The 26,599-nt window shown below is 61.0% G+C and carries 25 protein-coding genes and 1 pseudogene; 23 read left to right on the top strand and 3 right to left on the bottom strand.

Translation table 11 applies throughout. The features are described 5' to 3' along the window. The first annotated feature begins 65 nt into the window (after nucleotides 1-65). The 13 genes from thiC to NKJ91_RS21660 all read left to right on the top strand — a co-directional run bounded on the left by thiC (nucleotide 66) and on the right by NKJ91_RS21660 (nucleotide 12,719). Nucleotides 66-1,901 (top strand): phosphomethylpyrimidine synthase ThiC, encoded by a 1,836-nt coding sequence (thiC, locus tag NKJ91_RS21720; RefSeq protein WP_352457212.1) that lies wholly within the window; start codon nucleotides 66-68, stop codon nucleotides 1,899-1,901. Continuing rightward, complete coding sequence (thiO, locus tag NKJ91_RS21715; protein ID WP_352457211.1) at nucleotides 1,898-2,899, top strand: glycine oxidase ThiO; 1,002 nt, start codon at nucleotides 1,898-1,900, stop codon at nucleotides 2,897-2,899. The genes thiC and thiO overlap by 4 nt, the downstream gene beginning before the upstream one ends. After that, a complete protein-coding gene (gene thiS / locus NKJ91_RS21710) occupies nucleotides 2,868-3,065 on the top strand; it encodes a sulfur carrier protein ThiS (RefSeq protein ID WP_352457210.1) in 198 nt (65 codons plus the stop codon). The genes thiO and thiS overlap by 32 nt, the downstream gene beginning before the upstream one ends. Before the next feature lies 1 nt (nucleotide 3,066). Continuing rightward, complete coding sequence (locus NKJ91_RS21705) at nucleotides 3,067-3,840, top strand: thiazole synthase (protein ID WP_352457209.1); 774 nt, start codon at nucleotides 3,067-3,069, stop codon at nucleotides 3,838-3,840. Next, on the top strand, nucleotides 3,837-4,442 hold the full coding sequence (locus tag NKJ91_RS21700; protein ID WP_352457208.1) for a thiamine phosphate synthase: 606 nt from the start codon (nucleotides 3,837-3,839) through the stop codon (nucleotides 4,440-4,442). The genes NKJ91_RS21705 and NKJ91_RS21700 overlap by 4 nt, the downstream gene beginning before the upstream one ends. Continuing rightward, a complete protein-coding gene (locus tag NKJ91_RS21695) occupies nucleotides 4,433-5,206 on the top strand; it encodes a hydroxymethylpyrimidine/phosphomethylpyrimidine kinase (RefSeq protein ID WP_352457247.1) in 774 nt (257 codons plus the stop codon). The genes NKJ91_RS21700 and NKJ91_RS21695 overlap by 10 nt, the downstream gene beginning before the upstream one ends. Before the next feature lie 852 nt (nucleotides 5,207-6,058). Continuing rightward, complete coding sequence (locus tag NKJ91_RS21690; RefSeq protein ID WP_352457207.1) at nucleotides 6,059-6,784, top strand: GntR family transcriptional regulator; 726 nt, start codon at nucleotides 6,059-6,061, stop codon at nucleotides 6,782-6,784. Between the two features lie 3 nt (nucleotides 6,785-6,787). Next, nucleotides 6,788-7,843, top strand: coding sequence for an ADP-ribosylglycohydrolase family protein (locus NKJ91_RS21685; RefSeq protein WP_352457206.1), 1,056 nt, complete (start codon nucleotides 6,788-6,790; stop codon nucleotides 7,841-7,843). Continuing rightward, on the top strand, nucleotides 7,840-8,826 hold the full coding sequence (locus NKJ91_RS21680; protein WP_352457205.1) for a PfkB family carbohydrate kinase: 987 nt from the start codon (nucleotides 7,840-7,842) through the stop codon (nucleotides 8,824-8,826). The genes NKJ91_RS21685 and NKJ91_RS21680 overlap by 4 nt, the downstream gene beginning before the upstream one ends. A 39-nt stretch (nucleotides 8,827-8,865) precedes the next feature. After that, nucleotides 8,866-9,927 carry an ABC transporter substrate-binding protein gene (locus NKJ91_RS21675; protein WP_352457204.1) on the top strand — a complete coding sequence of 354 codons (1,062 nt, stop codon included), beginning with the start codon at nucleotides 8,866-8,868 and terminating at the stop codon, nucleotides 9,925-9,927. A 67-nt stretch (nucleotides 9,928-9,994) separates the two neighbouring features. Beyond that, nucleotides 9,995-10,864 (top strand): ABC transporter permease, encoded by an 870-nt coding sequence (locus NKJ91_RS21670; protein WP_352457203.1) that lies wholly within the window; start codon nucleotides 9,995-9,997, stop codon nucleotides 10,862-10,864. Continuing rightward, complete coding sequence (locus NKJ91_RS21665; protein ID WP_352457202.1) at nucleotides 10,864-11,652, top strand: ABC transporter permease; 789 nt, start codon at nucleotides 10,864-10,866, stop codon at nucleotides 11,650-11,652. Before NKJ91_RS21670 ends, NKJ91_RS21665 begins: the two co-directional genes overlap by 1 nt. Next, nucleotides 11,652-12,719 carry an ABC transporter ATP-binding protein gene (locus NKJ91_RS21660; RefSeq protein ID WP_352457201.1) on the top strand — a complete coding sequence of 356 codons (1,068 nt, stop codon included), beginning with the start codon at nucleotides 11,652-11,654 and terminating at the stop codon, nucleotides 12,717-12,719. The genes NKJ91_RS21665 and NKJ91_RS21660 overlap by 1 nt, the downstream gene beginning before the upstream one ends. Nucleotides 12,720-13,869: 1,150 nt before the next feature. On the opposite strand, the gene NKJ91_RS21655 is transcribed toward NKJ91_RS21660, so the two are convergent. Continuing rightward, nucleotides 13,870-14,391: a hypothetical protein gene (locus NKJ91_RS21655; protein ID WP_352457200.1), complete on the bottom strand. Its 522-nt coding sequence runs from the start codon at nucleotides 14,389-14,391 to the stop codon at nucleotides 13,870-13,872. Nucleotides 14,392-14,781: 390 nt separating this feature from the next. Next, nucleotides 14,782-15,816: a LacI family DNA-binding transcriptional regulator gene (locus NKJ91_RS21650; RefSeq protein ID WP_352457199.1), complete on the bottom strand. Its 1,035-nt coding sequence runs from the start codon at nucleotides 15,814-15,816 to the stop codon at nucleotides 14,782-14,784. 195 nt (nucleotides 15,817-16,011) lie between these two features. Between NKJ91_RS21650 and NKJ91_RS21645 the strand changes: the two genes are divergently transcribed. The 10 genes from NKJ91_RS21645 to NKJ91_RS21600 all read left to right on the top strand — a co-directional run bounded on the left by NKJ91_RS21645 (nucleotide 16,012) and on the right by NKJ91_RS21600 (nucleotide 25,334). After that, nucleotides 16,012-17,055, top strand: a complete 1,044-nt coding sequence (locus tag NKJ91_RS21645) for a sterol desaturase family protein (RefSeq protein ID WP_352457198.1) — start codon at nucleotides 16,012-16,014, stop codon at nucleotides 17,053-17,055. Between the two features lie 102 nt (nucleotides 17,056-17,157). Next, nucleotides 17,158-18,123 (top strand): sugar ABC transporter substrate-binding protein, encoded by a 966-nt coding sequence (locus tag NKJ91_RS21640; protein ID WP_502903622.1) that lies wholly within the window; start codon nucleotides 17,158-17,160, stop codon nucleotides 18,121-18,123. Nucleotides 18,124-18,330: 207 nt separating this feature from the next. Beyond that, nucleotides 18,331-19,266, top strand: coding sequence for an ABC transporter permease (locus tag NKJ91_RS21635; RefSeq protein WP_352457245.1), 936 nt, complete (start codon nucleotides 18,331-18,333; stop codon nucleotides 19,264-19,266). A 9-nt stretch (nucleotides 19,267-19,275) separates the two neighbouring features. Next, nucleotides 19,276-20,298: an ABC transporter permease gene (locus tag NKJ91_RS21630; protein WP_352457197.1), complete on the top strand. Its 1,023-nt coding sequence runs from the start codon at nucleotides 19,276-19,278 to the stop codon at nucleotides 20,296-20,298. A 52-nt stretch (nucleotides 20,299-20,350) separates the two neighbouring features. Beyond that, complete coding sequence (locus NKJ91_RS21625) at nucleotides 20,351-21,196, top strand: ATP-binding cassette domain-containing protein (protein ID WP_352457196.1); 846 nt, start codon at nucleotides 20,351-20,353, stop codon at nucleotides 21,194-21,196. A 101-nt stretch (nucleotides 21,197-21,297) separates the two neighbouring features. Continuing rightward, nucleotides 21,298-22,302, top strand: coding sequence for a Gfo/Idh/MocA family oxidoreductase (locus tag NKJ91_RS21620; RefSeq protein ID WP_352457195.1), 1,005 nt, complete (start codon nucleotides 21,298-21,300; stop codon nucleotides 22,300-22,302). Continuing rightward, the gene (locus tag NKJ91_RS21615; protein WP_352457194.1) at nucleotides 22,299-23,258 is read left to right on the top strand and encodes a sugar phosphate isomerase/epimerase family protein; all 960 of its coding nucleotides are present in this window, start codon (nucleotides 22,299-22,301) and stop codon (nucleotides 23,256-23,258) included. Before NKJ91_RS21620 ends, NKJ91_RS21615 begins: the two co-directional genes overlap by 4 nt. An 11-nt stretch (nucleotides 23,259-23,269) precedes the next feature. Next, nucleotides 23,270-23,578, top strand: coding sequence for a MocE family 2Fe-2S type ferredoxin (locus NKJ91_RS21610; protein WP_023674304.1), 309 nt, complete (start codon nucleotides 23,270-23,272; stop codon nucleotides 23,576-23,578). 6 nt (nucleotides 23,579-23,584) lie between these two features. After that, a complete protein-coding gene (locus NKJ91_RS21605; protein ID WP_352457193.1) occupies nucleotides 23,585-24,364 on the top strand; it encodes a TIM barrel protein in 780 nt (259 codons plus the stop codon). 190 nt (nucleotides 24,365-24,554) lie between these two features. Further along, entirely contained in the window at nucleotides 24,555-25,334 is a 780-nt protein-coding gene (locus tag NKJ91_RS21600) for a 3-methyl-2-oxobutanoate hydroxymethyltransferase (RefSeq protein WP_352457192.1), read from the top strand. Nucleotides 25,335-26,085: 751 nt separating this feature from the next. Here the strand turns inward: NKJ91_RS21600 and NKJ91_RS33860 are convergent. Then, nucleotides 26,086-26,262 (bottom strand): annotated as a pseudogene (locus tag NKJ91_RS33860) (IS91 family transposase); the annotation flags it as partial. Between the last annotated feature and the right edge of the window lie 337 nt (nucleotides 26,263-26,599).

The following is a 26,599-nucleotide window of genomic DNA, read 5'->3' as shown; positions in this document are numbered from 1 at the left end:
AAGCGTCTTTTCATCCTCCCGGCACAGAACTGGGTCTCCAATGCAACGAGCAAAGGAGCCTCAAGATGAATGCCCTCACCCCCGCCGTCTCGACGGGACCGCTGCCCGCCTCACGAAAAATCCACAAGCCCGGTGCCATCCACCCGCAGATCAGGGTGCCGATGCGCGAAATCTCCGTCCATCCGACGGCCGGCGAACCGCCCGTCACCGTCTACGATCCGTCCGGCCCCTATACAGACCCGACTGTCGAAACCAGCATCGAAAATGGCCTTGCACGGCTTCGCCATGAATGGGTCACCGCGCGCGGCGATGTCGAAGCCTATGACGGCCGCCACGTCCGGCCAGAAGACAATGGGTTTGCGGCGGGCGAGCGCCTAACACCGGAATTTCCAGTCCGCAACCGGCCACTCCGGGCCAAGACCGGCAAGGCGGTGACACAGTTTGCCTATGCGCGCGCTGGCATCATCACGCCCGAAATGGAGTTCGTCGCCATCCGCGAGAATCTTGGTCGCGAGATCCTGCACGGCAAGCTTGAGCGCTACGGCGAGGCCTTCGGCGCGGCGATCCCCGACTTCGTCACGCCTGAATTCGTCCGCCACGAGGTGGCGCGCGGACGCGCGATCATTCCCGCCAACATTAATCATCCCGAGAGCGAACCGATGATTATCGGTCGCAATTTCCTGGTCAAGATCAACGCCAATATCGGTAACTCCGCCGTCACATCGTCGATGGCTGAAGAGGTCGAAAAGATGGTGTGGGCGATCCGCTGGGGCGCCGACACGGTGATGGATCTGTCGACCGGCCGCAACATCCACAACATCCGCGAATGGATCGTCCGCAACTCGCCGGTGCCGATCGGCACGGTGCCGCTTTACCAGGCGCTCGAGAAAGTCGGCGGCATTGCCGAGGATCTTACCTGGGAGGTTTACCGCGACACGCTGATCGAACAGGCCGAACAGGGCGTCGACTATTTCACCATCCATGCCGGCGTGCGGCTGCACTATATCCCGCTGACCGTCGACAGGGTGACGGGCATCGTCTCGCGCGGCGGCTCGATCATGGCCAAATGGTGCCTGCACCATCACCGGGAAAGCTTCCTCTACGAGCACTTCACGGAGATCTGCGACATCGCCAGAGCCTACGACGTATCCTTCTCGCTCGGCGACGGCCTTCGTCCGGGCTCGATCGCCGATGCAAACGATGCGGCGCAGTTCGCCGAGCTGGAAACGCTTGGCGAGCTGACGAAGATCGCCTGGGCCAAGGATTGCCAGGTGATGATCGAGGGGCCTGGCCACGTGCCGATGCACAAGATCAAGCAGAACATGGACAAGCAGCTCGCCGTCTGCGGCGAGGCGCCGTTCTATACGCTTGGACCGCTGACGACCGACATCGCGCCGGGCTACGACCACATTACCTCCGGCATCGGCGCCGCGATGATCGGCTGGTTCGGCACCGCCATGCTCTGCTACGTCACGCCCAAGGAGCATCTCGGCCTTCCCGATCGCAACGATGTCAAGATCGGGGTGATCACCTACAAGATCGCCGCCCATGCCGCCGACCTGGCGAAGGGTCATCCGGCGGCGAAAGTCAGGGATGACGCGCTTTCCCGCGCCCGCTTCGAGTTCCGCTGGCAGGACCAGTTCAACCTGTCGCTTGATCCAGAAACCGCGCGGTCCTTCCATGATCAGACCTTGCCCAAGGAGGCGCACAAGGTGGCGCATTTCTGCTCGATGTGCGGGCCGAAATTCTGCTCGATGCGTATCTCCCACGACATCCGTACCGAGGCGCAGAAAGAGGGCATGGCGGCGATGGCGGCGAAATACCGCGAGGGCGGCGATCTCTACCTGCCGGCGGACGAGACCGGCGCACCGCTCATACCTCAGCCACGTGAGCCATCATGAAGGTGCTGGTCAAAGGGGCCGGCGTTGCCGGCCTCACCGCCGCCTTCGAGTTCGCCGCACGCGGCGCGGCGGTTACCGTTGCCGAGACAAGGCCTGGCCTTGGGGGCAATGCGTCGTGGTTCGCCGGCGGCATGTTGGCGCCATGGTGCGAGCGTGAAAGCGCCGAGCAGCCGGTGCTGGATCTCGGGCGCGGTGCCGCCGACTGGTGGGATGCCGCAACGCCCGGCCAGGTGACGCGGGCCGGAACGCTGGTCGTGGCCGCGCCGCGCGATGCGGGCGAGCTCGACCGGTTCGCCAGCCGCACGACGGGCTATCGGCGCGTCGAGGAAGATGAAATTGCCTTGCTGGAGCCCGACTTAGCCGGCCGCTTCCGCCGCGGATTGCTCTTTCCCGATGAGGGCCATCTCGATCCGCGCCAGGCGATGGCAGCGCTTCATGACAAGCTCGCAGCCATGGGTGTCGAATTCCACTTCGGCGCCGACGCCCAGCATGTTTTTGATTTCGATCGTCAGATCGATTGCACGGGAATGGCGGCTGTCGATGACAGGCTGCGCGGCGTTCGTGGCGAAATGCTGATACTGCGCACCCCAGACATCTCGCTGTCGCGCCCGGTCAGGCTGCTGCATCCGCGCTTTCCACTCTATTTGGTGCCGCGCACCGACCACCGTTTCATGGTTGGCGCGACGATGATTGAAAGCCAGTCCGCCGGACCCGTTACGGCGCGCTCCATGTTGGAGCTGCTGGGTACCGCCTATGCCCTCCATCCGGCCTTTGGCGAGGCCGAGATCGTTGAAACCGGTGTTGGCGTCCGTCCAGCCTTTCCCGACAATTTTCCGCGTGCCGAAACGAACGGTGAGATCATCGCGATCAACGGGCTCTATCGTCACGGTTTTCTCCTGGCTCCCGCCATGGCGCGCCAGGCTGCCGACCTGGTTTTCAGTCAAGACAGAACCAAGGAGCTTGCTCATGAAACTGATGGTCAACGGCAAAGTGCATGAGGTTGCCGCCGCCACGCTGGCCGAGCTGCTTGCCGCGCTTGACTATGAGGGCGATTGGCTCGCGACCGCCGTCAACAACGACCTCGTGCACAAAGCCAGCCGGGCGGAATTCCAATTGAACGACGGCGACCGGATCGAAATCCTCTCGCCCATGCAGGGAGGCTAGCATGTTCGATCTTCTCGGGACGACGCTTCCCTCCCGCCTGCTTCTCGGCACGGCTCAATATCCTTCGCCGGCCATCCTTGCCGATGCAGTCAGGGCATCGGGCACCTCGGTGGTGACCGTCTCGTTGCGCCGTGAAATGGCAGGCGGCAGGGCTGGCGAAAAATTCTGGTCGTTGATCCGCTCGCTTGGTGTCAGAATCCTGCCCAACACTGCTGGCTGCCACTCCGTCAAGGAAGCGGTCACGACCGCACAAATGGCGCGCGAAATCTTCGGCACGACCTGGATCAAGCTCGAAGTGATCGGCAATCACGACACGCTGCAGCCGGACGCGTTCGGTCTGCTCGAAGCCGCCCGCATCCTGTGCGAGGACGGTTTTGCGGTGTTCCCGTATACTACCGACGACCTTGTCGTCGCCGAGCGGCTGCTTGCGGCGGGCTGCAAGGTCTTGATGCCCTGGTGCGCACCGATCGGTTCCGCCCTCGGGCCGGTCAACATTACCGCGCTGCGCTCGATGCGCGGACATTTCCCTGATGTCCCGCTGATCGTGGATGCTGGTCTCGGACGGCCATCGCACGCGGCAACAGTCATGGAGTTCGGCTTTGATGCCGTGCTCCTGAACACAGCGGTCGCCAAGGCGGCCGATCCGGTCGGCATGGCGCGTGCGTTCGGCAAGGCGGTCGACGCCGGTCGAGAAGCTTTCAGCTCGGGGATGCTCGAACCCCGCGACGTCGCGGTGCCATCGACACCGACCATCGGCAGGGCGGTTTTCTCATGAAGCTCGATCCCTTCTACCTGATCGTCGACAGCGCCGCCTGGATCGAACGGCTGGTGCCGCTTGGCGTCAAGCTGGTTCAGTTGCGCATCAAGGATAGGAACGAGACCACGCTGCGGACGGAAATCCGCCGCGCGAACGGCGTCTGCGCGGTCCATGGTTGCCAACTGATCGTCAACGACTATTGGCGGCTCGCCATTGAGGAAGGCTGCGACTTCGTCCATCTCGGCCAAGAGGATTTGGCTGCGGCCGACCTGCTGGCGATTAAGTACGCCGGATTGAAGCTCGGGCTCAGCACGCACGATCATCTCGAACTGGAAACGGCCATCGCTGCCGAGCCCGACTATATCGCGCTCGGCCCCATCTATCCCACTATCCTGAAGCAGATGAAATGGGCGCCGCAAGGGCTCGAGCGGATCAGCGAGTGGAAGCATCGGGTGGCGCGGATCCCATTGGTCTCCATCGGCGGCCTCAACCCCGACCGGCTCGACGGTGTCTTCGAGGCTGGTGCGGACAGCGCGGCGGTTGTCACCGACATCACGTTGAATGCCGATCCCGAAGCGCGCACGCGAGAATGGATCGAAAAGACAAAACCATGGCGCTGAGGCGAGAACCGCATGTGCTCGTGGTCGGCGGATCAGACTCCAGCGGTGGGGCTGGAATTGCACGTGATATCGAGACGATCTCTTCCATTGGCGTGCGCACCTGCCTGGCTATCACAGCGCTGACGGTGCAGACGCACGAAGCCGTGATGGAAATCCATCCTTCGCAGCCCGATCTTGTGGCCGATCAGATGTGCGCCGCGCTGCAGGCCAACAAGGTGGCGGCAATTAAGATCGGAATGCTCGCAACGGCTGAGATCGTCGTTGCCATTGCCGGCGTGCTGCGCGAAAATCCACAGGTACCGGCAGTGCTCGATCCGGTGCTGGCCTCGAGCTCCGGCCGGGGGCTTCTGGAAGCAGGTGCCATCGCTGCCATGAGGCGCGATCTGATGCCGCTTTGCTGCCTTGTGACCCCCAATCTCCTCGAGCTGGCGCTCCTTGTTGGTGCGGAACCGCCAGCCGACGAGAGCGACGCGGTGAGACTGGGACGGAAATTGCTGGCAGCCGGCGTGCCGGGCCTGCTGATCAAAGGGGGCCACGCATCAGGACCTCGATCAACCGATATTCTGTTGCGTTCCGATCAAGAACCAATCCGCTTCGACGCACCTCGTCTTGTCGCATCAATGCGCGGGACGGGTTGCATACTGGCTAGCGCGATTGCGGCGCATCTGGCGAAGGCGAAGCCGCTCGAAGACAGTGTGCGCGAAGGCAAGCGGCTTGTCTTGGCCATGTTTAAGAAGAATGCAGCAGACCGACGAAACTTGTAAGATTTTCCAACTCTCGAAAGACACGCCTGCCTCTCGCGGATCCGGGCTGGTAATTTCCCCTCGTAACTCACCTCACTCGACAGGAGTAGTTTGACGGCCTCGCCAGGCGGCGACCGCGAGATCAACGATGGCGAGGCGGCCGTCGTGCGCCGTATCTAGTCCGTTGTGTGGCATCCTTTCCCCACATTGGACTGCGATCCTGGAATTCACCTTGGTCGCGAGCTCCTGCTAAACGACGCCCCTCGACGGGAGCGGTCGATCCCGCGTCTCGGCTGCGTCTGCGCTAGGCTGACGCTCCTTAGGCCGTCCTGTTGAACCGGACTCGGGATCACGAACTGCCTCCGACAATGAATGAACATTGTCCGTCTTACGGCCATTTCATCGCCACCGCCGGTGTGCTCAAGCGATGCAGGCCATCCCTGTCATTCAAGGGATTATCGGCTTCGAAAAACAGTGAAGCTTCATCCGTCCTTGCATCCGCTTCGCTCAGGCTCAGCAGACGTCAGCAGGTTCTTCACCACGTTAAGAGCGAGGGCGTGTGGCTCAAGCCGGCTTGGCACGGGGCCGGGAGGTGATCGCGGTGTTCGAGACCGAGCCGACGCGAAACCCAACCACTTTATGTGGCTCGAGTGGTGTGAAGGTCGGATCAGCATCATTCGCGACTACCTCAATGCCCACTATGTTGCCGATGATGCGGAGCTGGCGCTGGGCGCCAGATCCCACGGCGACAGAACCGGCGACTATGCTCGTCGCGACGCCTAATCAAGCCCGATAGCAGCTCCATGCGGCACTCGTTGACAAGCCTGCCGTGATATGAACAGGATTATACAGGCTCACTGAACAGGTACCCATATGAAGCGACGCTCGGTTCAACTGTCTCCCGGCACGGGCAAGCCCGAACAGATCGCCACCGTTCTCGAACATGAAATCCGCTCCGGTGTTCTCGGCTTCGGCGACCGGCTGCAAAGCGAGAACGAGCTCGTCCATCGTTTCTCCGTCAGCCGCAACACCGTCCGCAAAGGCCTCGAGGAACTGTCCAGCCGCGGGCTGATCACCACCAAAGTCGGCATCGGCTCTTTCGTCACCTTCGATGGCAAGCCCGTTGATGACTCCATCGGTTGGTCGCGGGCGCTCGCCAATGCCGGCGCCAATGCAGAGACGCGGACGCTGCGGCTCGAGGTGATCGAGGATCCCGATCTTGCCGCACTGCTTGGTATAGAAAACCCGTTTTTTATCGCTGTCGACCGGGTGCGCACCAATGCCAGCGACGGCCACGCCATCTCCATCGAGCGCAGCCGCCTGCCATTGTCGCCGAAACTGGAGGACGTGCCGTTACGCGGGCTGCGCGAAGGCTCGCTGCACCAGACGCTGCGCGGCGCCGGCCTCATTCCCGACCATGGCGAGGAATGGGTCGGCATCGAAATGCTCAACGCCGAGGACTCTGCAATCCTCGGTTGCCCGCAAGGCACGCCCTTCCTTCGCGGTCGCCGGTTGACCCGCGCCGCCGATGACCGGCCGATCGAATATGTGACCAGCCTGCTCAACCCGGCGCATTTTGCGCTCCATATGAGGTTCTGAGTGATGCCGGACGACACCGGGAACATGACCGATCGGGCGGTGGGGGCGCTTGTCGGCGGGGCGCTGGGAGATGCGCTGGGCATGCCGACGCAGCTTTTGTCGCCGGCCCGGATTGCCGAACTCTACGGCCATGTAGAGGGCTTCATTGCTCCTTTCGCCGACCATCCGGTGTCGAAGGGGCTCGCCGCTGGAACGATCACCGACGACACCGAACAGGCGCTTCTGCTTGGCCGTATCCTGGTCGAATCCGGCAACCGCTTCGATCATGCGCGGTGGGTCAACGCGCTGCTCGACTGGGAGCGCGACGTCAAAGCGCGCGGCAGCTACGATCTGCTGGGACCATCGACCAAACGCGCCATCAACGCCATCAACAATGGCGTGTCGGCCGAGGAAGCGGGGCGCAGCGGCGACACAAATGGTGCGGCCATGCGCATTGCGCCGGTCGGCATCATGATGCCGCCGGAGCCGCTGGACGCGCTGGTCGCCAAAGTTGCTGAGACATGCCGGGCCACGCACAACACCTCGATTGCCATTGCGGCCGCAGCCGCCGTTGCGGCGGCCGTCAGCTGCGGCGTCGCCGACGGCGACTGGCGCGCCGCTTCCGACAGCGCCATCGCCGCGGCGAGGAGCGGAGCAACGCTCGGCCATTGGGTGACTGGCGGTGACATTGCCGCGCGCATTGGGTGGGCGCAGGAGCTTGTGCGCGGCAAGGCGACGAAGGACGCGATCCGGCTGATCACCGATCTGGTCGGCACCGGCGTCGCCAGTCAGGAGTCCGTTCCGGCTGCATTCGCGGTGCTGGAAGTCGCCGGCGGTGATCCCTGGCAAGCGGCAGTCATCAGTGCCAATCTCGGTGGCGACACCGACACTATCGGCGCCATCGCGACCGGCATGGCTGGCGCCTGCACCGGCTTTTCCCGATTGCCTCAGAACCGCATTGCAGACCTCAAGGGCATCGACATAGCGGCGGTTGGCGCGCTCACCGCCGAGCTTGTTGCGGCCCGTATATCCAAGCGCCGTGCGGACAGGACGGGTCCCGGCAAGGATGCGGCGGTATGAGTGGGCGTCTTGTCCATGTCGGCAGCGCGGTGGTCGACTATATCTACCGCATCGACGCCTTGCCGGCGCCGGGTACGGAGAAGACGGCGTCGAGCTACACGCAAGTCGCCGGCGGCGGCTTCAACATGATGGTCGCGGCCAGCCGCACCGGCATGAAGGTGGTGTTCGGCGGCCAGCTCGGCAGCGGACCCAATGGCGACTTCCTGCGCACGGCCTTAGCCAGTGAGGGGATCGAGACACTGACGCCGCCATCGCCCGTCATGGACAGCGGCAATTGCGTCGCCATGATCAGCAGCGATGCCGAGCGCACCTTCGTCTCGTGGCCTGGTGCGGAGAGCTTGCTCAGCCTTGACATGATGGCGCCCGTCTCGGTCGCACCGGGGGATTGGGTGTTCACCTCCGGCTATACGCTTAGCTATCCGGGAAGCCGAGACGCGCTTGTCGACTGGATCGAGGCACTTCCGGCCGACACACCGCTTGTCCTCGACCCGACACCTGTCGTCGTCGACATTCCCCGCCCTATCCTGTCGCGGATACTCGCCCGCACCAACTGGTTGAGCTGCAACACGACGGAAGCGGCCGCGATTGCCGGTCCGGGCGGCGTCGAGACACTCGCGTCACGGCTTCTTAGCGACCACTCCCCGAAGGCCGTCGGCGTCGTTATTCGCGCCGGAGCGAAAGGCTGCCACATGCGGCTGGCCGATGGCTCGGCGCAAACGAGTGCCGGCTTCGAGGTCGACGCCATCGACACCAATGGCGCCGGCGACACCCATATCGGCGCTTTCGTCAGTGCGCTGGCGCGCGGCGCGCCGCCTTTTGAAGCAGTGCGCTACGCCAATGCGGCAGCGGCCATTTCCGTCACCCGCCACGGTGGTTCATCAGCGCCGACCGACCACGATATCCAGACATTCCTAAGCCATGCCGGCGGTCCGCCGATCGGCCTCCATGGCCGGAAGCAAGAGGCCAAACGCCCGACAGCCTGACAAAGCCCGGGATGCGGGCAAACACAGAGAGGAACGAACATGCGCATGCCCGACTTGACTGCCCTGCTGACGGCGACCGCCGTCTTCACCTCCGCACTCGCATTTGCCGCCAAGGCCGACGAGGTCCACGTACTCAACTGGAAGGGCTACGGCGCCGACGAGCCGTGGGCCATCGAAGCCTTCGAGAAGGCGACCGGCAACAAGGTCGTCAACGATTTTTTCAATTCCGAACAGGAGATGCTGACCAAGCTCAGGACCAATCCCGGCCTTTACGATGTCGTCATGATCAACGCCGCCTTCAACGACCAGGCGATGGCGGAAAAGCTGATCCAGCCGATCGACACGTCCAAGCTGCCGAACTTTGCCGACATCAGCAAGGACAAGGCCGGATCGCCGATGCTCGTCCATGACGGCAAGGTCTATGGCGTGCCGTGGGTCTGGGGGCTGACGGCGCTCGCCATCAATGAAAAATCCTTCGATAAGCCGCCGACGAGCATCGCCGAAATGTGGGATCCCGCCCACAAGGGCCGCGTCACTATCCGTGATGATGCCGTCGAGGCGGTTCAGTTCGGCGCCATTGCCACCGGCCAGAACATCAACGACATCAAGGATATGGAGGCGGTCAAGGCGAAGCTCACCTCGCTGATGCCGCAGATCAAGACGTTCTGGAGCTCGGAGAACGACTGGAACCAGATGGCTGCCTCTGACCAGATCGACATCGGCACCTATTGGAGCGGCTCGGCCGACCGCGCCAAGACCCATTTCAAGCTGCCGGTCTCGCTCGTGATCCCGCAGGAGGGCGCTGTCGCCTGGCTCGACGCCTTCTCCATTCCGGTCGGTTCCAAGAATGTCGCCGGCGCCGAGGCCTTCATCAACTACATGATCGACCCGAAGTTCTATGTCGAATGGGTCACCAAGGTCGGAGCCCCGGTATCCGCCAACACCAAGGCTGTAGAAGCACTTCCCGGGGATGCGTTCAACCGCAAGGTGATGGGTGACCCGGCAGTCGCCAAGCGCATTCAGTTCCAGGCGCCCATCACAGACGCCCAGCGCGAAACCTATCTGTCGCTCTGGCAGCAGCTCAAGGTCGACGTGAAGTAACAGCAGAAGCGGGATCAGCCGACCATCCATGTCGTCTGATGCTTCCCCATCCTGGGAGGAGGATGTCATGGCAGCACAGGTTGCGGCCGCGTCGCGCAGCGGATTGAGATCGGCCTTGCCGCTGCTGGCGCCTGCCTATCTCTGGCTGACGGTTGCGATCTTCCTGCCGCTCTCAGCCATGGTCTTCTTCTCCTTCATGACCGACCTGCCGCTGTCGGGAAAGCCGTGGGCGTTCACGCTCGAAAACTATGCCGCCTTCTTTTCACAGAGCCTTTATCTGACATTGCTTTTGGCCTCGCTGCGCCTCGGCCTCGAGGTGACGCTGTGGTGCATCGTCATCGGTTATCCCGCCGCTTATGTGCTGGCCAAGGTGCTGAAAGGCGGCAGCCGAGAGGCGATTTTCCTTCTCGTCATCCTGCCGTTCTGGTCGAATGGGCTGGTGCGCATCTTCTCCTGGGCGATGGTGCTGCGTGAAGGAGGCATTCTCGACACCACGCTCAACGCCGTGCTGCCGTTCAAGATCAACATCGACCTGATGTATTCTTATCCGGCCGTCATCATCGGGCTGGTGCACTCCTACGTGCCTTACATGGTGCTGACCTGCTACTTGACCCTGCAGGCCATCGATGACTCGCTGATAGAGGCCGGGCGCTCGCTCGGTGCCTCGCGGGTGCAGGTGCTGAATCGGGTCATCATTCCGCTGTCGTTGCCGGGGCTGGTGGCGGGCGCAGCGCTCATCTTCGTCCCGGTTGTTGGTTCGTTCATGGAACCGCGCATCCTCGGCGGCCGTACCGGCACCTTTTACGGCACTGTCATCGAAGACCAGTTCGTCGCCGTGTTCAACTGGCCGCTGGGTGCTGCGCTCTCCTTTATCCTGTTGGCCGTCGTGCTGGTCATCCTGGCGGTTGCCTCGCCGGTGCTGCGGAGGGCTACGTGATGGCGACGACACGTGCTCTCGAATGGCTCGGCCGCCTCTACATCTGGCTATTGCTCGCCTTCCTCTATGTGCCCATCGTCATCATGGCGCTGATGTCTTTCAACGTTTCGCCCTTCTACCAGCTGCCGTTCGAGTGGACGACGGAATGGTATGTCTCGCTGTGGCAGAACGCCCAGCTTATCTCAGCCACCTGGAACAGCGTCGAAATCGCAGTCATCAGCACCATCATCTGCGTCGTGCTTGGCTCGGCCGCGTCACTTGCGCTCTACCGCTATGAGTTTCGTGGCAAGAAATTCCTGCAGGCGCTGCTGTTTCCGCCAATCGCCATTCCGTGGCTGATAACCGGCACGGCGATGTTGATCTTCTTCTTCGGCGTCGGCATTGGGCGCGGCCTGTTCGCCATCCTGCTCGGGCACGTCGCGCTTGCGCTGCCCTACGTCATTGTCGTCGTGTCGGCCCGACTGCAGACCTTCGCGCCCGAGTTGGAAGAGGCGGCGCGCTCGCTCGGCGCCAATCAATGGCAGGTGACGAACCGCGTCACGCTGCCCTGGATCATGCCGGGCGTCATTGCCGGCGGGCTGTTCGCCTTCGCCGTGTCCTTCGACCAGTTCGTCGTATCCTACTTCCTGTCGACGCCCGGCCAGACGACGCTGCCGGTCGAAATCTACGCCGCGATCCGCAAGGGATTCACACCCGAGATCAATGCGGTCTCGACGATCATCATTGTCGTGTCGATGGCACTGATGCTGCTGACGGCGCGCTTCTTCAAATTCGGCGGAGAGAAGTAATGGCTGGCGTCCAAGTAGCGAACGTGTCGCGCGCTTTCGGTGCCCATAAGGCGCTGGACGATGTCTCCATCGATTTCGCCGATGGGGGCTTCTATGCCCTGCTCGGGCCGTCAGGCAGCGGCAAGACCACGCTGCTGCGACAAATCGCGGGCTTCGACTTTCCCGATTCCGGCCGCATCACCATAGGTGGTGAGAGCGTCGAGCGGGTGCCGGTCGAAAAACGGCGCATCGGCATGGTGTTCCAGAACTACGCCCTGTTTCCCAATATGAGCGTTGCCGGCAATGTCGCCTTCGGCCTGTCGGTGCGCGGCGAGCCCAAGGCGGTGATTGCCAGCGAGGTACAGCGCGCACTCGATCTCGTGCAACTCGGCAGGCTCGGCGGCCGCCGGCCGCACCAGCTGTCCGGCGGCCAGCGCCAACGGGTTGCGCTCGCTCGCGCGATCGTCATCCGGCCGCGCGTGCTGTTGCTTGACGAGCCACTCGGCGCGCTGGACAAGGCGCTGCGCGTCGACATGCAGATCGAGCTCAAGCGCATCCAGCGCGAGATCGGCATCACCACCATCTTCGTCACCCACGACCAGGAAGAAGCGCTGACGATGAGCGACCGCATCGGCATTCTGCGCGATGGCAGGCTGGTGCAGGAAGGCTCGCCCGAGGAGATCTACGATCGGCCGAAGAGCGAGTTTGCCGCCACTTTCCTGGGCGACGCCAACATCCTTCGCGGCGACAGCACGGGCAACGGCATCCGACTGCCGGACGGCACAGCGATTGCCGCTGGCGCGGGTGCCAAGCTTGCCGCTGGTGCCAAGGCAAGCTGCGCCGTGCGGCCCGAACGCCTCCGCATCTTCATTGATGCCGAGGCTCCGGATGCGGCCAATGCGAATGTGCTGCGAGGGCAAGTGTCCAAACGCATCTTCGCCGGAAATAGCAGCACTTACTTTGTCGAGCGTGCCGGCCAGACGCTCAAGGTGATTGTGCAGAACACCGGCGCTGGCAGGCTGGCGGAAGGTCAGGACGTCGTGCTGAGCTGGTCGCCAGAAAGCACGGTCTTGATCGCGGCGGGTTAGATTGACAATCAGCGTCGATTTTGTCGTCGGCGTGGCCGCGGTGGCCTATCCGGGCAAGGGTGGCGGATTTACCAAGACGCTGCTTCGCGGCCGCACCTCTCGCGTCGTGGTGACGATGGGCATGCCTTCCTTCTTTACCGGCTCTGGTTCCTCGGCCACGGCATTGCCGGCAAGGGGCGCAGCATCTTCGGCGCATTCATGCACGGCTCGACCTCAGCGCGGCAGATCGACGGCGAGGCCGATGGGCCGTCCGAGCCCTCTATGGCGTTACAGGTCTTGGCACCGTCGGCCCCCTTAGCGGAGCATGACGGAAAAGGCTGAAACGCCCCCCTTTTCGCCGCAGCTCAGCCGCTTTCCATCGAAGGGCTTTCAAGGTGGTAGGCGCGTGAGCCCGTTCCTAGTCCGAAATGATTACTTGCGCTGTAGCTAATGTAATTACAATCTTATCAAGCCGGAAGCCGCATCGACCGGCCAAGCGCGAGTACCGTCTCCGCCACTGTCTCAAGACAGCCGACGACATTTTTTGCGGTGCGCTCTAAGGGGGAAATTCAATGAGATTGACGATTATTTGTGCGGCAATTGTGATTGCCGGATCCACCGCCACCGTTGCGCACGAGAAGAAGATGGTGGTCAGAACAGAAGTCACGTCAGCCTGCCCCGACTTGTAAGGCACGGTCAAGAAAAAGAGGGGAACAGAGTTGGATTGCGGTTCAACCGGAACTGTCTCCAGCGCGGTCCCGAATGACAAATCGGAGCCGCGCCTAGGCTATGAAACGGTTAGTCCCGGGATCATATCAATCTTTTAGCTCACAACCGGCTACGAAGGCGAGCGCCGGCATGATGCGCTGCCCCTCCCCTGCGATTGTTCCTTCGATCGGCGACAGCAACGAACGACCTGTGAGGCGGTACCGCCCCAAGCGGATGTTGTATCACTGTCTTGGTCTGTCGGATGACGAGATGAGACCGGCGCCAGCTAGGAACCTGCGAACTGCGATGCGAACATCCTGCTGCCGTCCAACCAGAAGATGTCCGCCAGTGTCGTAGACGACCAGTTTGGGCCTTGAACGGCCCTCCACTCCGGTAACAACAGGCAACTGCAATATGGAACAGTCGCCTGGCCCTCTGCATAGCCCTTCAGATGCGTCTTTGATCATTGCTTGAGGAACGCGCCCGTGTAGGTCTGGCCGGCAAGCGTAACAGTTCCGGCCAGGGCCCCGTCGTGCCGCATGACAAAACTGACGTCCGCGCCATTCGGTAAGCGCTCAAGCTTCAACGTGCTCCCTACAATTCTTCCAGCGCCGGCGGCCTCTCCCGTATAGTTGTCGCCCAGATTTCCCCACGCATAGGTGACCGTCGCCTTCCCATTGGAAGAAATCGTCTGCACAGCAAGTTTGGCGTCATACATCCCGTCCAATTGTCCGGCCCACAGACCCGAAAAAGCAGCATACTTTGTTGGAACGCCCTTGCCAGGGGGAGTGACCGCCACGGATTGATCTAAGATCGCTGAGCCGGAAGGAACAGCGGCAGGATCCAAGGCAGGTTGTGAAGGAATACTATCAGGTTCTAACGCAGGTTCGAGAGTGGCGGGTTGCGGCGTTTCAGGAGCCGATTGGCACGCGGCTAAAGCAAGCGCCGCGAAGCCAAGCATTGCGTTGCACATGCGGTGTGCCATGTTCTGGTGCCCCGGGCCATCTTTGAGTCTAGCGCGGGCCGACCTTATCACGCGTTTTCACAACCTGTGTCTAGGCAAGGTATGTCGAACGACGGCGGCTCGTCGAAAAGGAGCCTTTGGTGCCGTTCAGATCACAAAGTTGATGACTGACGCTGACCGCTAGCTGACGATGCTATGCCAACGTTGGCGATCTGACAGTTGCTGGGCGCATCATTCTTTACCGCGACCTCGGCGGCGAAGCATTGCGGTCGACCGCTTGACGGGTCGATCGGTCGGGGTCGGGATGCGCATTTGCGCGTTCACTGCTGGAAGCGCGAATTGGCAGTCTGAAGCTTGCACCGGTTGAGCTATCCCGAGGGATCTCCTGATTCATCCGCCGAGATATTTGTCTCAAATATTCTCCGGCGTGACTATTTCGAAAGGTATGGACCGCTGAAGCGTAGCGAACGGTGCTTGTGGTCCCATGACATCAATCATTGTCTGCACAAGAAGTGCAGAGGTCGCCTCCAGCGGATGACAAAGGGCTGCGGTGATCAACCCTTCAGATAATCCCTTTCGGGTCTCGGGGCCAATGTCACGGCAAACCAACTTGATCCCCGACCGCCTTTCGGAAGGAACCTCCCTCAGTGCGCGAAGTACACCGGTTATTCCGCCGCCGACGATCAGAATTCCCACAAGATCGTCAGTCGCCTTCAGCAACTCGGCCACCATTCGGTAAGCCTCGCTCGATTCCTCGTGGGTGGGGCGACTTTCCTCCACCGTGAGCCTTGGAGCGTGCTCGCGCAAGTAGGAGCGAAAGCTAGCGTCTGCGACGTCTTGGCATTGATACCGATGATTCCCTATGAAAACCGCAATGCGACCAGGACCATGGGTCGTTTGGGTAATCAGGAAGGCTGCAGTGCGCCCCAGTTTCCAGTTGTCGGTGCCCACATACGCGGCCCGTTCCGGCGCTGATTGGTCCGTAATGTAAGAAACGACTGGTTTCCCCATCTCCTTCAATGAACGGATGGCCTGACCAATGATCGGGTGATCTGCGGCGACCACCGCGACGGCATCGCATGCGTCGCCGAGCGCGATGAGGCGGCTCGAGATAGTCTCTGGCGTCAGCAGATCCACAAAGTCGACGACAGGTTCAATCACCTCGTCCCGACGATCGCGACAGGCGGCGACGATTTTCTTCCCGAACAGCTGGTAGAGGTCGCGGGTGGACTGCTGGAGCAGGAAACCTAATCGGTACTGTGGCGATAGCTGACGGGCCCGGTTATCAATCGCTCCGATAGCGTAAAACCCTATTTCTTCCGCCGCGCTTTGGACGCGTTGGACGGTTTTCGGCCGTACGGAAACGGTCCCACTCAGAATTCTGTTTACAGTCGCTGTAGACACGCCTGCCGCGGTAGCGAGATCGCGAATTGTCGGCCGTTTCATGAATGTTAACCCTCTTTTGTATCATTATGATTGAAGCTAAATGATACAAATGTCATTTTGATATTATTTTCGACTTCTACAAATATCAACCCTCCGATATGAAACGTGCCGAGCTAGGGCTCAATTTGATGATGAGCCCCGGGGCGACTGGACCCGCGAGCACACGACTGATCCGGGAAAGGAGGTGCTGTTACGATGGATGACCTTCAGTATGGGACACGCGACAAGCGCGGCAATTGGGCGCCGCACCGCCGCGCCGAACCGGCGCCGTTGTGGCATCGTCCGTTCAATGCAATAAAGGTCATCGCCTGGATCCCTGAATTTTTTTGGCCGTGGAACGCTTTCCACATCGCCACAGCAATCCTTTGGGTCAACCTGCTCATCCCGAGCTGGCAGAGCCTCGCAAGCTTGTCGCTGCTCAACTATTTCTGGCTATACGGTCTGAACGCCGCCGGCATTTTCCTGTTTTATGGTTTCTTCGAGCTGCGCTACTACGTTCATCGCCGGCAGGGGACGCGTTTCAAATACAATGCGAAATTTCCGTCTGATGTGCCGTCCGACGTTTTCTGGTTCCAGCGCCAGAACCTAGACAATTTCCTGCGGTCTTTCTTTGTCACCATCCCGCTGTGGACCGTGGTCGAGATCGTGATGCTGTGGGTCTACGCCAACAGCTGGGCGGTCTGGCTGCCCTGGACGACCAATTGGCTCTACTTGTCCTTCCTGGTGTTGATCGGACCGTTTGTGCACGAGGTTTATTTCTTTCTGCTGCATCGCGCGATCCATTGGCCACCCCTTTATAAATGGGTGCATTCGGTCCACCACAACTCGATCAACCCGAGCCCGTGGTCGTCTCTGTCCATGCATCCGGTCGAGGGTTTCCTGTACCATGCCGAGGCTTGGCTGCACTTATTGATCCCATCCAACCCGGTCTGTGCCTATTTCACGCTGCACGGCGCCGGTTTCGGCGCAGTCAACGGCCATCTTGGCTTCGAGACGTTCGAACTCACCGACAAGATGAATCTCGATAGCCATTCCTACGTGCATTACCTGCACCATAAGTACTTCGAGGTGAACTACGGCGGTGATGGCCTCGTGCCCCTCGATAAGCTGTTCGGTACTTGGCACGACGGTAGCAAGGAAGCCGACGACGCGATGAAGACGCGCTTCCTCAACAAGAAGGAAAAGCGGCGCGCCAAGCAGGAAGCCCGCGGCGCGGCCTCTGACATGCCGGCAGAGTGACGGGACGACACCGTCCCGCATGTGCCTGAGAGGAGCGGGCGGGCGGGACAGTAGAACTTAATTTCAACACCCGCGAGGCGGGTGAAACCTGGGAGGACGACTGTGACGTTATTCAAGACACTCGTGTCGGCAACGGTGCTGACAGCATTTAGCACTGGCGCGACGCTTGCCGCCAACATCTTCGTCATCGGCGGCAAGCCGGACGACCCGTTCTGGTCAATCGTCAAACGCGGCGCCGAAGACGCGGGCAAGGTGGTCGAAGCCCAGGGTGGCAAGGTCACCTGGCTCGGGCCCCAGAACTACGATAATCTGGGCGTGGACGCCGCCGAACTGATCCGCCAGGCAATCGACCAGAAGGCCGACGCCATTGTCGGTCCGGACTGGGTGCCGGAAGCGATGGACCCTGCGTTCAAGGCAGTCGTGGATGCTGGCATTCCCCTAGTGATTTACAATGCCGGCGGGTTGAAGGCGGCCGATCGCCTCGGCGCCATGAACTATGTTGGCTCTGACGACTACAAAGGCGGCGTCGCCGGCGGCGAGTATCTCGCCAAGGCCGGCAGCAAGAAAGGCGTCTGCATTAACACCCTCCCGGGTGCGGCCAATATCGAGGCTTACTGTGGTGGCTTCAAAGAAGGGATGAAGAATGGCGGCGGCGAAGCCGACGTCCTGCCCTTGCCCGCCACGTCCTTCGGCTCGGCTACAGCTGTGGCCCAGGCGGTAAAGGCCTATCTGCTGCAACATCAGAACGTGAACGCCGTGTTCACCATCGGCAACGTTGACGCCAACTCCGCCATGAACGGCATCACGCAGTCCGGGAAAGACGGCAAGGTTCAGCTCTGCGGCATAAACTTCGACGAGACCATCCTGAATAACGTGAAGGAGGGAAAACAGGCCTGCGCCATCGACCAGCAGGGATACCTGCAGGGCTACCTCGCCGTCGCGATTCTGAATGGCAAGGTGAACTACGGCCTGACCGTGCCGACCCGCGAAATTCTCACTGGCCCCGGCATAATCGACAAGAGCACTGTCGAGGCCACCATTGCGGGCGTGAAGGCTGGGACGCGCTAAGTCCTCAACCAAGGCCGCTCGCGAAGAAGCGAGCGGCCCTTCCATCCCTGTAATGTGGCGACCGCGTTCGGCCGCCCGCTTGCTCGCGGATCCATCATGACGGCGCATCCAGTGATATCTCCCGCAGCCCCGACGTCAGAGCCCGCTCGTCATGGACTGGCGCTCGGCCGTCTGGCGCGCCGGCCCGAGGCGGGCTCGTTCCTCGGCATGGCCGCAGTCTTCCTCTTCTTCGGACTTTTCGGTGGCAGTGGCTTTCTTTCAGCAGCCGGTACGGCCAGCTGGCTCAACGTCGCGGCTGAGATCGGCATTATCGCCCTTCCGATAGGATTGCTGATGATTGCCGGCGAACTGGACATATCGGTTGGCGCTATCATTCCCGCCGCCTCTCTGACCGCCGCCATCATCTCCGGCCACTATGGCCTACCAGATTGGCTCGGCATCTTGGCCGCGCTCGGGATGGGCCTCGCCGTCGGATTCATCAATGGCTTGTTTGTGACGCGAACCATCATCCCGTCCCTCATCATTACCATAGGGACCATGTTCGGCACGATGGGCCTCACGCTTGGCCTCACCGTCATGATCGCCGGCAGCACCGGTGTATCGTTGGTGCCGGACGCTCGCACCAAGGCGATTCTTGGCCAGTATCTCGGGGGCATGTTCCAAGTCACAATTCTCTGGTGGCTGGCCTTCGTCGTCGGCCTATTCTGGCTGCTGCACGTCTCGCCAGTTGGCAACTGGATCTATGCACTCGGCGGTGACAAGGTAAGCGCGCGCAACGTCGGTCTCCCTACCAACCGGCTTACCACCGGCCTGTTCATGTTCAGCGGCTTTAGCGCCGCTTTCGTCGGGGTCAGCCAAGTGATGGTCTACCAAAGCGCGCAGGTTCTGGCAGGCGAGTCCTTCATCTTCAATTCCATTATGTGTGTGGTCATAGGGGGCGTGCTGCTTACCGGCGGCTTCGGCTCAATCGTCGGCATCGTGTTCGGCACGATCACGTTCTCAGTCGTCAACCAGGGAATCTACTTCACCGGTATCGATCCTAACATGGGAAGCATCATCATCGGCGCACTTCTGCTGATCGCGGTGCTCACCAACGACACCTTCCGGCAGCTGGCTCTCAGCTATTCGGCGAAGAAGGCGTGAGGGACAGCCATGACTGATGCAATCAAGTCTTTTCTGCGCCGCCCCGATGCGGGCTCGATCCTCAGCCTGGTCGGTGTCGTACTGTTCTTCGTCATTTTTGGCGGTGTCGACCTTCGGACCCTCGTCGGTGCGGCCAGCTGGGTCAACTTCGCCGCCAATCTCGGCATTGTCGCCATTCCTCTCGGCCTCCTGATGATCTCGGGTGAACTCGATATCTCCATCGGTGCGTTGATCCCAGCGGGCTCAATGACCACCGCCATCCTCACCGGCTATTACGGCATGCCCATGATGGTCGGCATCGTGGGCGCGCTCGCGGTTGGCGTGATGGTCGGCCTCGTCAACGGCCTGCTGACCGTCCGCACTTCCGTGCCCTCGCTTATCATTACGCTCGGCACGCTGGTCGCCATGCAGGGCGTGGTGCTCAGCGCCTCGGTGTTGTTGACCGGCAATGCCAGCGTGGCGGTCACCGCGCCAAGCTGGGCCAAATTTCTGTTCGGCCAACTGATCGGCGGCAGCCACCAGGTCATCATAGTCTGGTGGATAATTGTCGCTGTGATCGTCGGCTTCGTCGTGCATCAGACTCGATACGGCAACTGGCTATTCGCCATGGGCGGCGACCGCATAAGCGCCCGCAATGCAGGCATTCCGACGGGCCGAATGACCATCGCGCTGTTCGTGCTGTCCGCCGTCAGCGCCACATTCGTCGGTATGTGCCAAGCCATCCAGTTCAATTCGGCCCAAGTCTCCGGCGGAATGAGCTTCATCTTCAATGCGATCGTGTCTGTGGTGGTGGGCGGCGTGCTTCTCACCGGCGGCTTCGGCTCGGTGATCGGCATCTTCGTCGGTACAGTCACGTTCGCCATTGTGAGTCAGGGAATCTATTTTACCCAGATTGACCGCAACTGGTCGAACTTGATCATTGGTGTGATGCTCCTGGTGGCTGTGCTGATGAACCAGTCCTTCCGCGAGTTAGCCCTGTCGTACAGACCCCGGAGGGGTGCGAAGCCCGCCGGAGGTGCCGCCAAGCACTGAAAGAAGTTTATGAAATTGAAGGCCAATCCCGCGAAAAAGGGCTGAACGCGTCATGAGCGACAAACCTGCCATTCTCGAACTGAAGAACATCAACAAGTCCTTCGGCGCGATCGACGTGCTGCACGACATTTCATTGGAAGTGCGCCAAGGTGAGGTGTTGTGCCTGTTGGGCGATAACGGTGCCGGCAAATCCACCCTGATCAAGACCCTGGCGGGCGTCTTCATGCCCACCAGCGGCCAAATCTTGATGGACGGCCAGCCGATTAGCTTTAACGGGCCAAGTGATGCGCAAGAGCGCGGCATTGCCACGGTGCACCAATTCGGGGGCACTTTCCCGCTAATGAGCATAGGCCGGTCTTTCTTCGTGGGATTGGAGCCAACGAAGGGCTGGGGCCCGTTCAAGTTCTACGACCGTAAGCGCGCCAACGAAATCGCGGTCAAAGCGGTGCAAGATTTCGGCATCACGCGCATCGACGATGGCGACCGGCTGGTCGGCGGCCTGTCGGGCGGCGAACGTCAGTCCCTGGCTATTGCACGCGCCGTTCATTTCGGGGCCCGCGTCCTCATCCTCGATGAGCCAACCGCGGCGCTCGGCGTCAAGCAGGCGGCACACGTGCTTCGCATCGTCAACGAAGCCAAGCGCCGCGGACTCGCGGTCATCTTCATTACCCACCAGGTGATGCACGCGATGGCTGTGGGCGACCATTTCGCCGTGCTCATCCGCGGTGCCATCGCCGCGGATTTCCGCAAGCACGAAAAGACACGAGAGGAGATCACCGACCTGATGGCCGGCGGCGAGACCATGGCCGACCTCGAAGCCGAGATCGAAAATTATATGGATGAGCACGAAGGCCATCCGCCGCCTCTGGAAGTAGTTGAGGAGCGAACGAGTCGATAGGCTTTCCTCAGCAAGCGCGGCATCCGCCGCCTCCACATCAACCGACGCCTTAGGATTGCCAGGGTCGGCGGCCGTTAACTCAGAAAAAAGCAGAAGAATACATGACAACCCGCATTGCCGTGATTGGCGCCGGCCTAATGGGCGCAGACCATGCTAAAATAGTCGCCGAGGACCTCCCCGGCGCAACGCTCCAGCTGGTGTGCGACAGGGACGAGGCGCGTGCCCGAGCGGTCGCCAATGCTCTTGGCGCGTCCGACATCTCCACCAACCCCGAAGGCGTCATCGCACGGGACGACGTGGATGCGGTGATCATCGCGAGCCCCGATTTCACGCATGCGCCGTTGTCGCAGGCTTCTATCGCGGCCGGCAAACGCGTGCTGTGCGAAAAGCCTCTTTCTCCATCGTCCGACGAGTGTGTCGCAGTGATGGAGGCTGAACAGAAGGCGGGTGCGAAGTTCGTCCAGATCGGCTTCATGCGCCGCTACGACCGCTCCTACCAGGAAATGAAACGTGCTCTATCAGGTGGCCGGCTTGGACGGCCGCTGATGATGCACAATTTCCACCGCAACATTGAAACGCCAGCGGCCGATTTCACCGGCGCCATGGCCATCACCAATTCCGCCCCGCACGAATTCGACGTGGTGCGCTACGTACTCGACACTGAATACGCTTCAATCTCGGCCTTCCAGCCGAAGCGCTCCGATGCGCGTGTCGCGCCAGTCTTCATGGTGCTCCAGACAGTTGACGGCCAACTCGTCAACATCGAGATCAACAACAATGCCGCATATGGCTACGACGTGCGCGCCGAGCTTATTGGCGAGCAGGGTGCTGTGGCGATGAACAATGTCGCCTACACCCGGTTAGATTCGGCGCTCGCCCAGAGCACGGGCTACGATGCAGACTGGCGGACCCGCTACGCCGACGCCTACCGCAGGCAGAATCGCGACTTCCTTCGTTTCGTAACTACCGGCGAGTTCCCCGCCACCGCCGCCGATTGCTGGGACGGCTACTGCGCTGCCACCGTTGCCGAGGCGGGCGTGAAGGCGCTGAACGAAGGGCGCAACGTGTCCGTGCAAATGATCGAAAAGCCGGAGTTTTATGCATGAAGTTGGGTTTCGTTTCCGACAGTCTAGGCGGCCTTCCCTTCGAGACGATGCTGGACCATGCCAAGCGCATGGGCGTCGATGGCGTCGAGGTGAACACCTGCGGCTGGTCCACCGCACCGCATTTCCCGCTCTCGTCCCTACTGGGCGATAAGCAAGGCCAGAAGCGCTTCATCAATGCGTTTGAGGAGCGCGGGTTGGAAATCATCAGCCTCAATGCAAACGGCAATCCGCTGCATCCAACCGACTCAGCCCAGGGTCAGGGGTTGAAAGATACGATTCGCGTGGCCGGGGAAATGGGCATCCGGACCGTGTGCACCATGAGTGGCCTTCCTGCCGGCAAAGCTGCCGACGCCATGCCTAACTGGGTCGTCTCGTCGTGGCCCCCGGAAACGCAGACCATCCTGAAATATCAATGGGAAGAGAAGATAATCCCGTTCTGGACCGACATCGTGGCGCTGGCTCAGAAGAATGGCGTGGAGCGCATTGCGCTGGAACTCCACGGCAACCAGTGCGTCTACAACGTGCCCTCGCTCTTGAAATTGCGGCAGGCGGTCGGCCCGGTCGTAGGCGCCAACCTAGATCCCTCGCACCTCTTTTGGATGGGCGCTGATCCCTTGGCGGCGGCTCAGTCGTTGGGCGAGGCGGTCTACCACGTTCATGCCAAGGATACGATGCTGAACGGCCCGGTGCAGGCGACGACCTCTCTATTGGAAAACGGCAGCCTGATGGATATTCCGGCGCGATCCTGGAGCTACATCACGCTGGGCTTCGGCCACGGCGAGGAGTGGTGGCGGCAATTCTGCTATCGCCTGAAGATGGCTGGCTACGATGGTTGGCTCTCCATCGAGCATGAGGATGTCCTTTTGAACTCGCTCGACGGGCTCGAAAAGTCCGTTGCGCTACTCCAAGGCGTCATGCCGTCCGCCCCTGCCGACTTCAAACCGCAAGCCATCTGAAGGAAGACACCATGCCCTGGATCAACGCCTGTGCCGCCAACGAAATAGAAGCCGAAGAAGCCAAACGCTTCGATCATGGCGGCCGCACCTTCGCGATTTTCCGCAACGACGCGAATGAATACTACTGCACAGACGGGCTTTGCACGCACGAGAAGATTCACCTCGCTGACGGCCTCGTCATGGCCAATACGGTGGAATGCCCCAAGCACGCTTCCGTTTTCGACTTCACGACCGGCGAAGTAGAGACGCCACCGGCCTGCGAGAACCTCAAGACTTACAAGACGAAGGTCGAGAATGGCCGCGTCATGATCGAGGCTTGAGCCATCATGGGCCAACCCTTCCAGCTGGCCGCCTGCGCCGAGATGCTTTGGCTTGATCGCCCAATTGCTTGGCGCGTCGCGCGCTTGCATGAGATGGGTTTCGGCATCGGATTGTGGAATTGGCCGGACCATGACCTCGAGGAGCTCGAGAAGACGGGCGCGACTTTCACAATCATGAACGGCTATCTCGACGGAAGGCTCGCCGATGACGAGCGGGCCGACATTCTCTTAAAATCGGCGCTCGAGACCGCGAAGGTCGGAAAGCGCCTCGGAGTTGCTCGGTTGAACCTGCATGGCACCGGTCTCGGCGAGGGCGGCATTCCTATTGTAAAAACTGACGTCGAGACTGGCCCGATGTGGCTCAAGGCGCGGGACACGTTAAACCGCATCTGTGACATGGCCGAGGCCGAAGATGTAACCTTCACGCTCGAGAATCTGAACCGGCTTGACCACCCCGGCTGCCCATTCGGCTCGACGGCAGCAGTGCTGGCATTGGTGTCGTCGATCAACAGACCGCAATTGCGTATCAATCTCGACCTCTATCACACTCAAATCGGCGAGGGCGATATTGTGCGCTGGTGCGAGAAGTGCCTGCCGTTCATCGGCGAGGTGCAGGTGGCTGACAACCCGGGTCGTTGCGAGCCGGGAACGGGCGAGATGAACTGGCGGTACATCGCGAGAGCTCTATTCGACATGGGATACCGCGGGCCGGTGGGTTTGGAGGCGTTTGCCCAAAACGATCCGGAAGCGGCGTTGGACGCTTTTCGGCGGGCTTTTACGGTGTGAGCTATGCCGGGAACGGTCATCATAGGTGCGATGCGGGTTTGGGCGTTATGATCAAGCGCGGCAAGCTATCCGACTATGCTTTCCGATCCGAACACCGCTCGCAGACTCATTTTCAAGGTCGCCTGAACTGCAGCGGAGGCTGATTATGGGCATGTATCACAACCGTCCTCATGTCGAGGACATCTGAAAGATGAAGAAGAATGGACGGAAAATCTCCATGCTCTTCGTCAGCACGCCCGACGAGGCAGCTGCCGCTGCCGCAGCAGGCATTCATATGCTTTCCATCGAGGGTCGATTTTTCGATTCGGAAATGCGGCAGGCAGCGGGCGACTGTTTCGTACAGGTCGGCCTGCCATATGGCAGCTGGGGCAGCTTTGCTGGCCGCCCGCTGGCGACAGCAGAGGATTATCTGCGTGCAGCCTTCCACTTCGCTGGCATTGGTGGCGACGCCTTTTATTGTGCGGCGTCTTACGACATCCAGAAGGCACTTTGCGACAACTACATCCCTGTCGTTGGCCATATCGGCTTAATCCCGTCATACATCACCTGGACGGGCTGGCGCGCAGTCGGCAAGACCGCGGACGAAGCGATGCGCCTCTGGCGACACACCCAGAAACTTGCGGAGATCGGCGTCTTCGGAGCGGAACTGGAAGTCGTGCCCGATCGGGTCGCGAAATTCTTGGCTGAAAACTCATCGCTTGTCATGCTTGGCATGGGCGCTGGCAAGTATGCGGATGCGCAGTACCTCTTTACGGAAGATGTGTGTGGTTACGGCAAGAACCACACGCCGCGACACGGAAAGGTTTACCGACACCTTGGCCCTGAACTGCAGAAGATCCAGGACGAGCGCCTTGTCGCCTTCAGGGAATACAAGGCAGACGTCGATTCCGGTAGGTATCCCGGTGACGAGCATACTGTTCCGATTGGGGATGCCGAGTTCGACATGTTCATGCAAGCAGCCAAACAGTGAGAACCATGCGTGTGGGGCTATCTGATTCCTCACGAGGGGGCGGTAGACAAGTCGTATCTTGCGACAGTCCGGTGCCAACGCTCGCCGAACTCAAAATGCTGATTGCGAAGAAGGAGCTCGTACTTCCCACGAAGTTGGAAACTGTCGCCCGGGTGATGTTTGCGCAGCCGGACTACGTGGCTTTCGAGAATGCCGCCGCGATCGCGCGCCGATGCGGAGTGTCCCCGACAACCTTATCCCGCCTCGCACCGCGCCTCGGCTTTAGGTCCTTCAAGGAAATGCAGAATTGCTTCCGAAATTGTATCCTAAATCGAAAGAACCAAGCAAAACAAGCTGACACGCTTTCCAGCCCGTCATTGAGAGACGGCCAGACCGCGTCCGGTTAGCTTAGATCATCGAGAGCTGTGAATAGCAGGAGATGGAGCAACCTCGACCTGCAGCGTAGTCCTCGGCAATGTCCGCTTTTCGGCGATGGCGAAGTCCGCAGCAATGACTGACTTGGTGAAGCGTTTCTGGTGGCGTCAGGCGTACGAAAGTCTCTCATGCAGGAACCCGCGGGCCGCGGACGATTGCCTATGGGGATTTGTGCCTCGGGGGTGCCGGCGCTTATCGCGAACCCCGCATTGGGCATGTCGTGGAAGCGGCTTGCGGGCCAGGTCGCAGAGCCTGTAGCGTTGCTTCCGACGGGATTGGTGTGCGTGACGACCGGCGCCACGGCAACGTGCATATAGCATCCTGTTGACCGGCGCTTCAGATGACGCAGGAGGGCCTGATGGTCGGCCAGGTGCGCCGCCGATCCGAAGAAGGCGAGCCGACCGACGTCGTGCAGCGCGACCAGCCGGCTCAGGAACAGACGGCGGAACAGGTTGGCCAGTACTCTGACTGGAAGAAGGAAGGCCGGCCGCGACGATATCCAGCGTGATCCGTCCGGCGCGCGCGATGCCGCCGCCCGGCATCCTGCTGCCTATGGGGTCCCAAGCCCCGCATCAGCATGTCTTGCTGCATGCGCTGCGAAGCGGCGTGATCGGAGCATCGGTCGACAAGGTAGCCATGGCAAGTTCCTCCCGTTGAAGGGAACTCCATGGTCATATCGCAGGCTTTACCTGCTCAAGGCCTATGAATACGCGTCACCTCAGAACCAGGCGACCCTCCCGCGAAGCGGGTCGTCTAATCGCTCGAGCGTCAAGGGGGTGAGTGCAAGGCTGTCGTCCTTTCTGTCGATTCTCGTTCGTCCGCATGCCGGGTACAGGGTCGTCTACGCGGTC

Source organism: Mesorhizobium sp. M0040 (assembly GCF_040323505.1).
Lineage (GTDB): Bacteria > Pseudomonadota > Alphaproteobacteria > Rhizobiales > Rhizobiaceae > Mesorhizobium.
This window is presented reverse-complemented; position numbering and strand designations above follow the sequence as displayed.

What these genes read in the sequence shown, in the direction of transcription:
- thiC (WP_352457212.1), top strand. Translation starts at nt 66, where the DNA reads ATGAATGCCCTCACCCCCGCCGTCTCGACGGGACCGCTGCCCGCCTCA.
- thiO (WP_352457211.1), top strand. Translation starts at nt 1,898, where the DNA reads ATGAAGGTGCTGGTCAAAGGGGCCGGCGTTGCCGGCCTCACCGCCGCC.
- thiS (WP_352457210.1), top strand. Translation starts at nt 2,868, where the DNA reads ATGAAACTGATGGTCAACGGCAAAGTGCATGAGGTTGCCGCCGCCACG.
- NKJ91_RS21705 (WP_352457209.1), top strand. Translation starts at nt 3,067, where the DNA reads ATGTTCGATCTTCTCGGGACGACGCTTCCCTCCCGCCTGCTTCTCGGC.
- NKJ91_RS21700 (WP_352457208.1), top strand. Translation starts at nt 3,837, where the DNA reads ATGAAGCTCGATCCCTTCTACCTGATCGTCGACAGCGCCGCCTGGATC.
- NKJ91_RS21695 (WP_352457247.1), top strand. Translation starts at nt 4,433, where the DNA reads ATGGCGCTGAGGCGAGAACCGCATGTGCTCGTGGTCGGCGGATCAGAC.
- NKJ91_RS21690 (WP_352457207.1), top strand. Translation starts at nt 6,059, where the DNA reads ATGAAGCGACGCTCGGTTCAACTGTCTCCCGGCACGGGCAAGCCCGAA.
- NKJ91_RS21685 (WP_352457206.1), top strand. Translation starts at nt 6,788, where the DNA reads ATGCCGGACGACACCGGGAACATGACCGATCGGGCGGTGGGGGCGCTT.
- NKJ91_RS21680 (WP_352457205.1), top strand. Translation starts at nt 7,840, where the DNA reads ATGAGTGGGCGTCTTGTCCATGTCGGCAGCGCGGTGGTCGACTATATC.
- NKJ91_RS21675 (WP_352457204.1), top strand. Translation starts at nt 8,866, where the DNA reads ATGCGCATGCCCGACTTGACTGCCCTGCTGACGGCGACCGCCGTCTTC.
- NKJ91_RS21670 (WP_352457203.1), top strand. Translation starts at nt 9,995, where the DNA reads ATGGCAGCACAGGTTGCGGCCGCGTCGCGCAGCGGATTGAGATCGGCC.
- NKJ91_RS21665 (WP_352457202.1), top strand. Translation starts at nt 10,864, where the DNA reads ATGGCGACGACACGTGCTCTCGAATGGCTCGGCCGCCTCTACATCTGG.
- NKJ91_RS21660 (WP_352457201.1), top strand. Translation starts at nt 11,652, where the DNA reads ATGGCTGGCGTCCAAGTAGCGAACGTGTCGCGCGCTTTCGGTGCCCAT.
- NKJ91_RS21655 (WP_352457200.1), bottom strand. Translation starts at nt 14,391, where the DNA reads ATGGCACACCGCATGTGCAACGCAATGCTTGGCTTCGCGGCGCTTGCT.
- NKJ91_RS21650 (WP_352457199.1), bottom strand. Translation starts at nt 15,816, where the DNA reads ATGAAACGGCCGACAATTCGCGATCTCGCTACCGCGGCAGGCGTGTCT.
- NKJ91_RS21645 (WP_352457198.1), top strand. Translation starts at nt 16,012, where the DNA reads ATGGATGACCTTCAGTATGGGACACGCGACAAGCGCGGCAATTGGGCG.
- NKJ91_RS21635 (WP_352457245.1), top strand. Translation starts at nt 18,331, where the DNA reads ATGGCCGCAGTCTTCCTCTTCTTCGGACTTTTCGGTGGCAGTGGCTTT.
- NKJ91_RS21630 (WP_352457197.1), top strand. Translation starts at nt 19,276, where the DNA reads ATGACTGATGCAATCAAGTCTTTTCTGCGCCGCCCCGATGCGGGCTCG.
- NKJ91_RS21625 (WP_352457196.1), top strand. Translation starts at nt 20,351, where the DNA reads ATGAGCGACAAACCTGCCATTCTCGAACTGAAGAACATCAACAAGTCC.
- NKJ91_RS21620 (WP_352457195.1), top strand. Translation starts at nt 21,298, where the DNA reads ATGACAACCCGCATTGCCGTGATTGGCGCCGGCCTAATGGGCGCAGAC.
- NKJ91_RS21615 (WP_352457194.1), top strand. Translation starts at nt 22,299, where the DNA reads ATGAAGTTGGGTTTCGTTTCCGACAGTCTAGGCGGCCTTCCCTTCGAG.
- NKJ91_RS21610 (WP_023674304.1), top strand. Translation starts at nt 23,270, where the DNA reads ATGCCCTGGATCAACGCCTGTGCCGCCAACGAAATAGAAGCCGAAGAA.
- NKJ91_RS21605 (WP_352457193.1), top strand. Translation starts at nt 23,585, where the DNA reads ATGGGCCAACCCTTCCAGCTGGCCGCCTGCGCCGAGATGCTTTGGCTT.
- NKJ91_RS21600 (WP_352457192.1), top strand. Translation starts at nt 24,555, where the DNA reads ATGAAGAAGAATGGACGGAAAATCTCCATGCTCTTCGTCAGCACGCCC.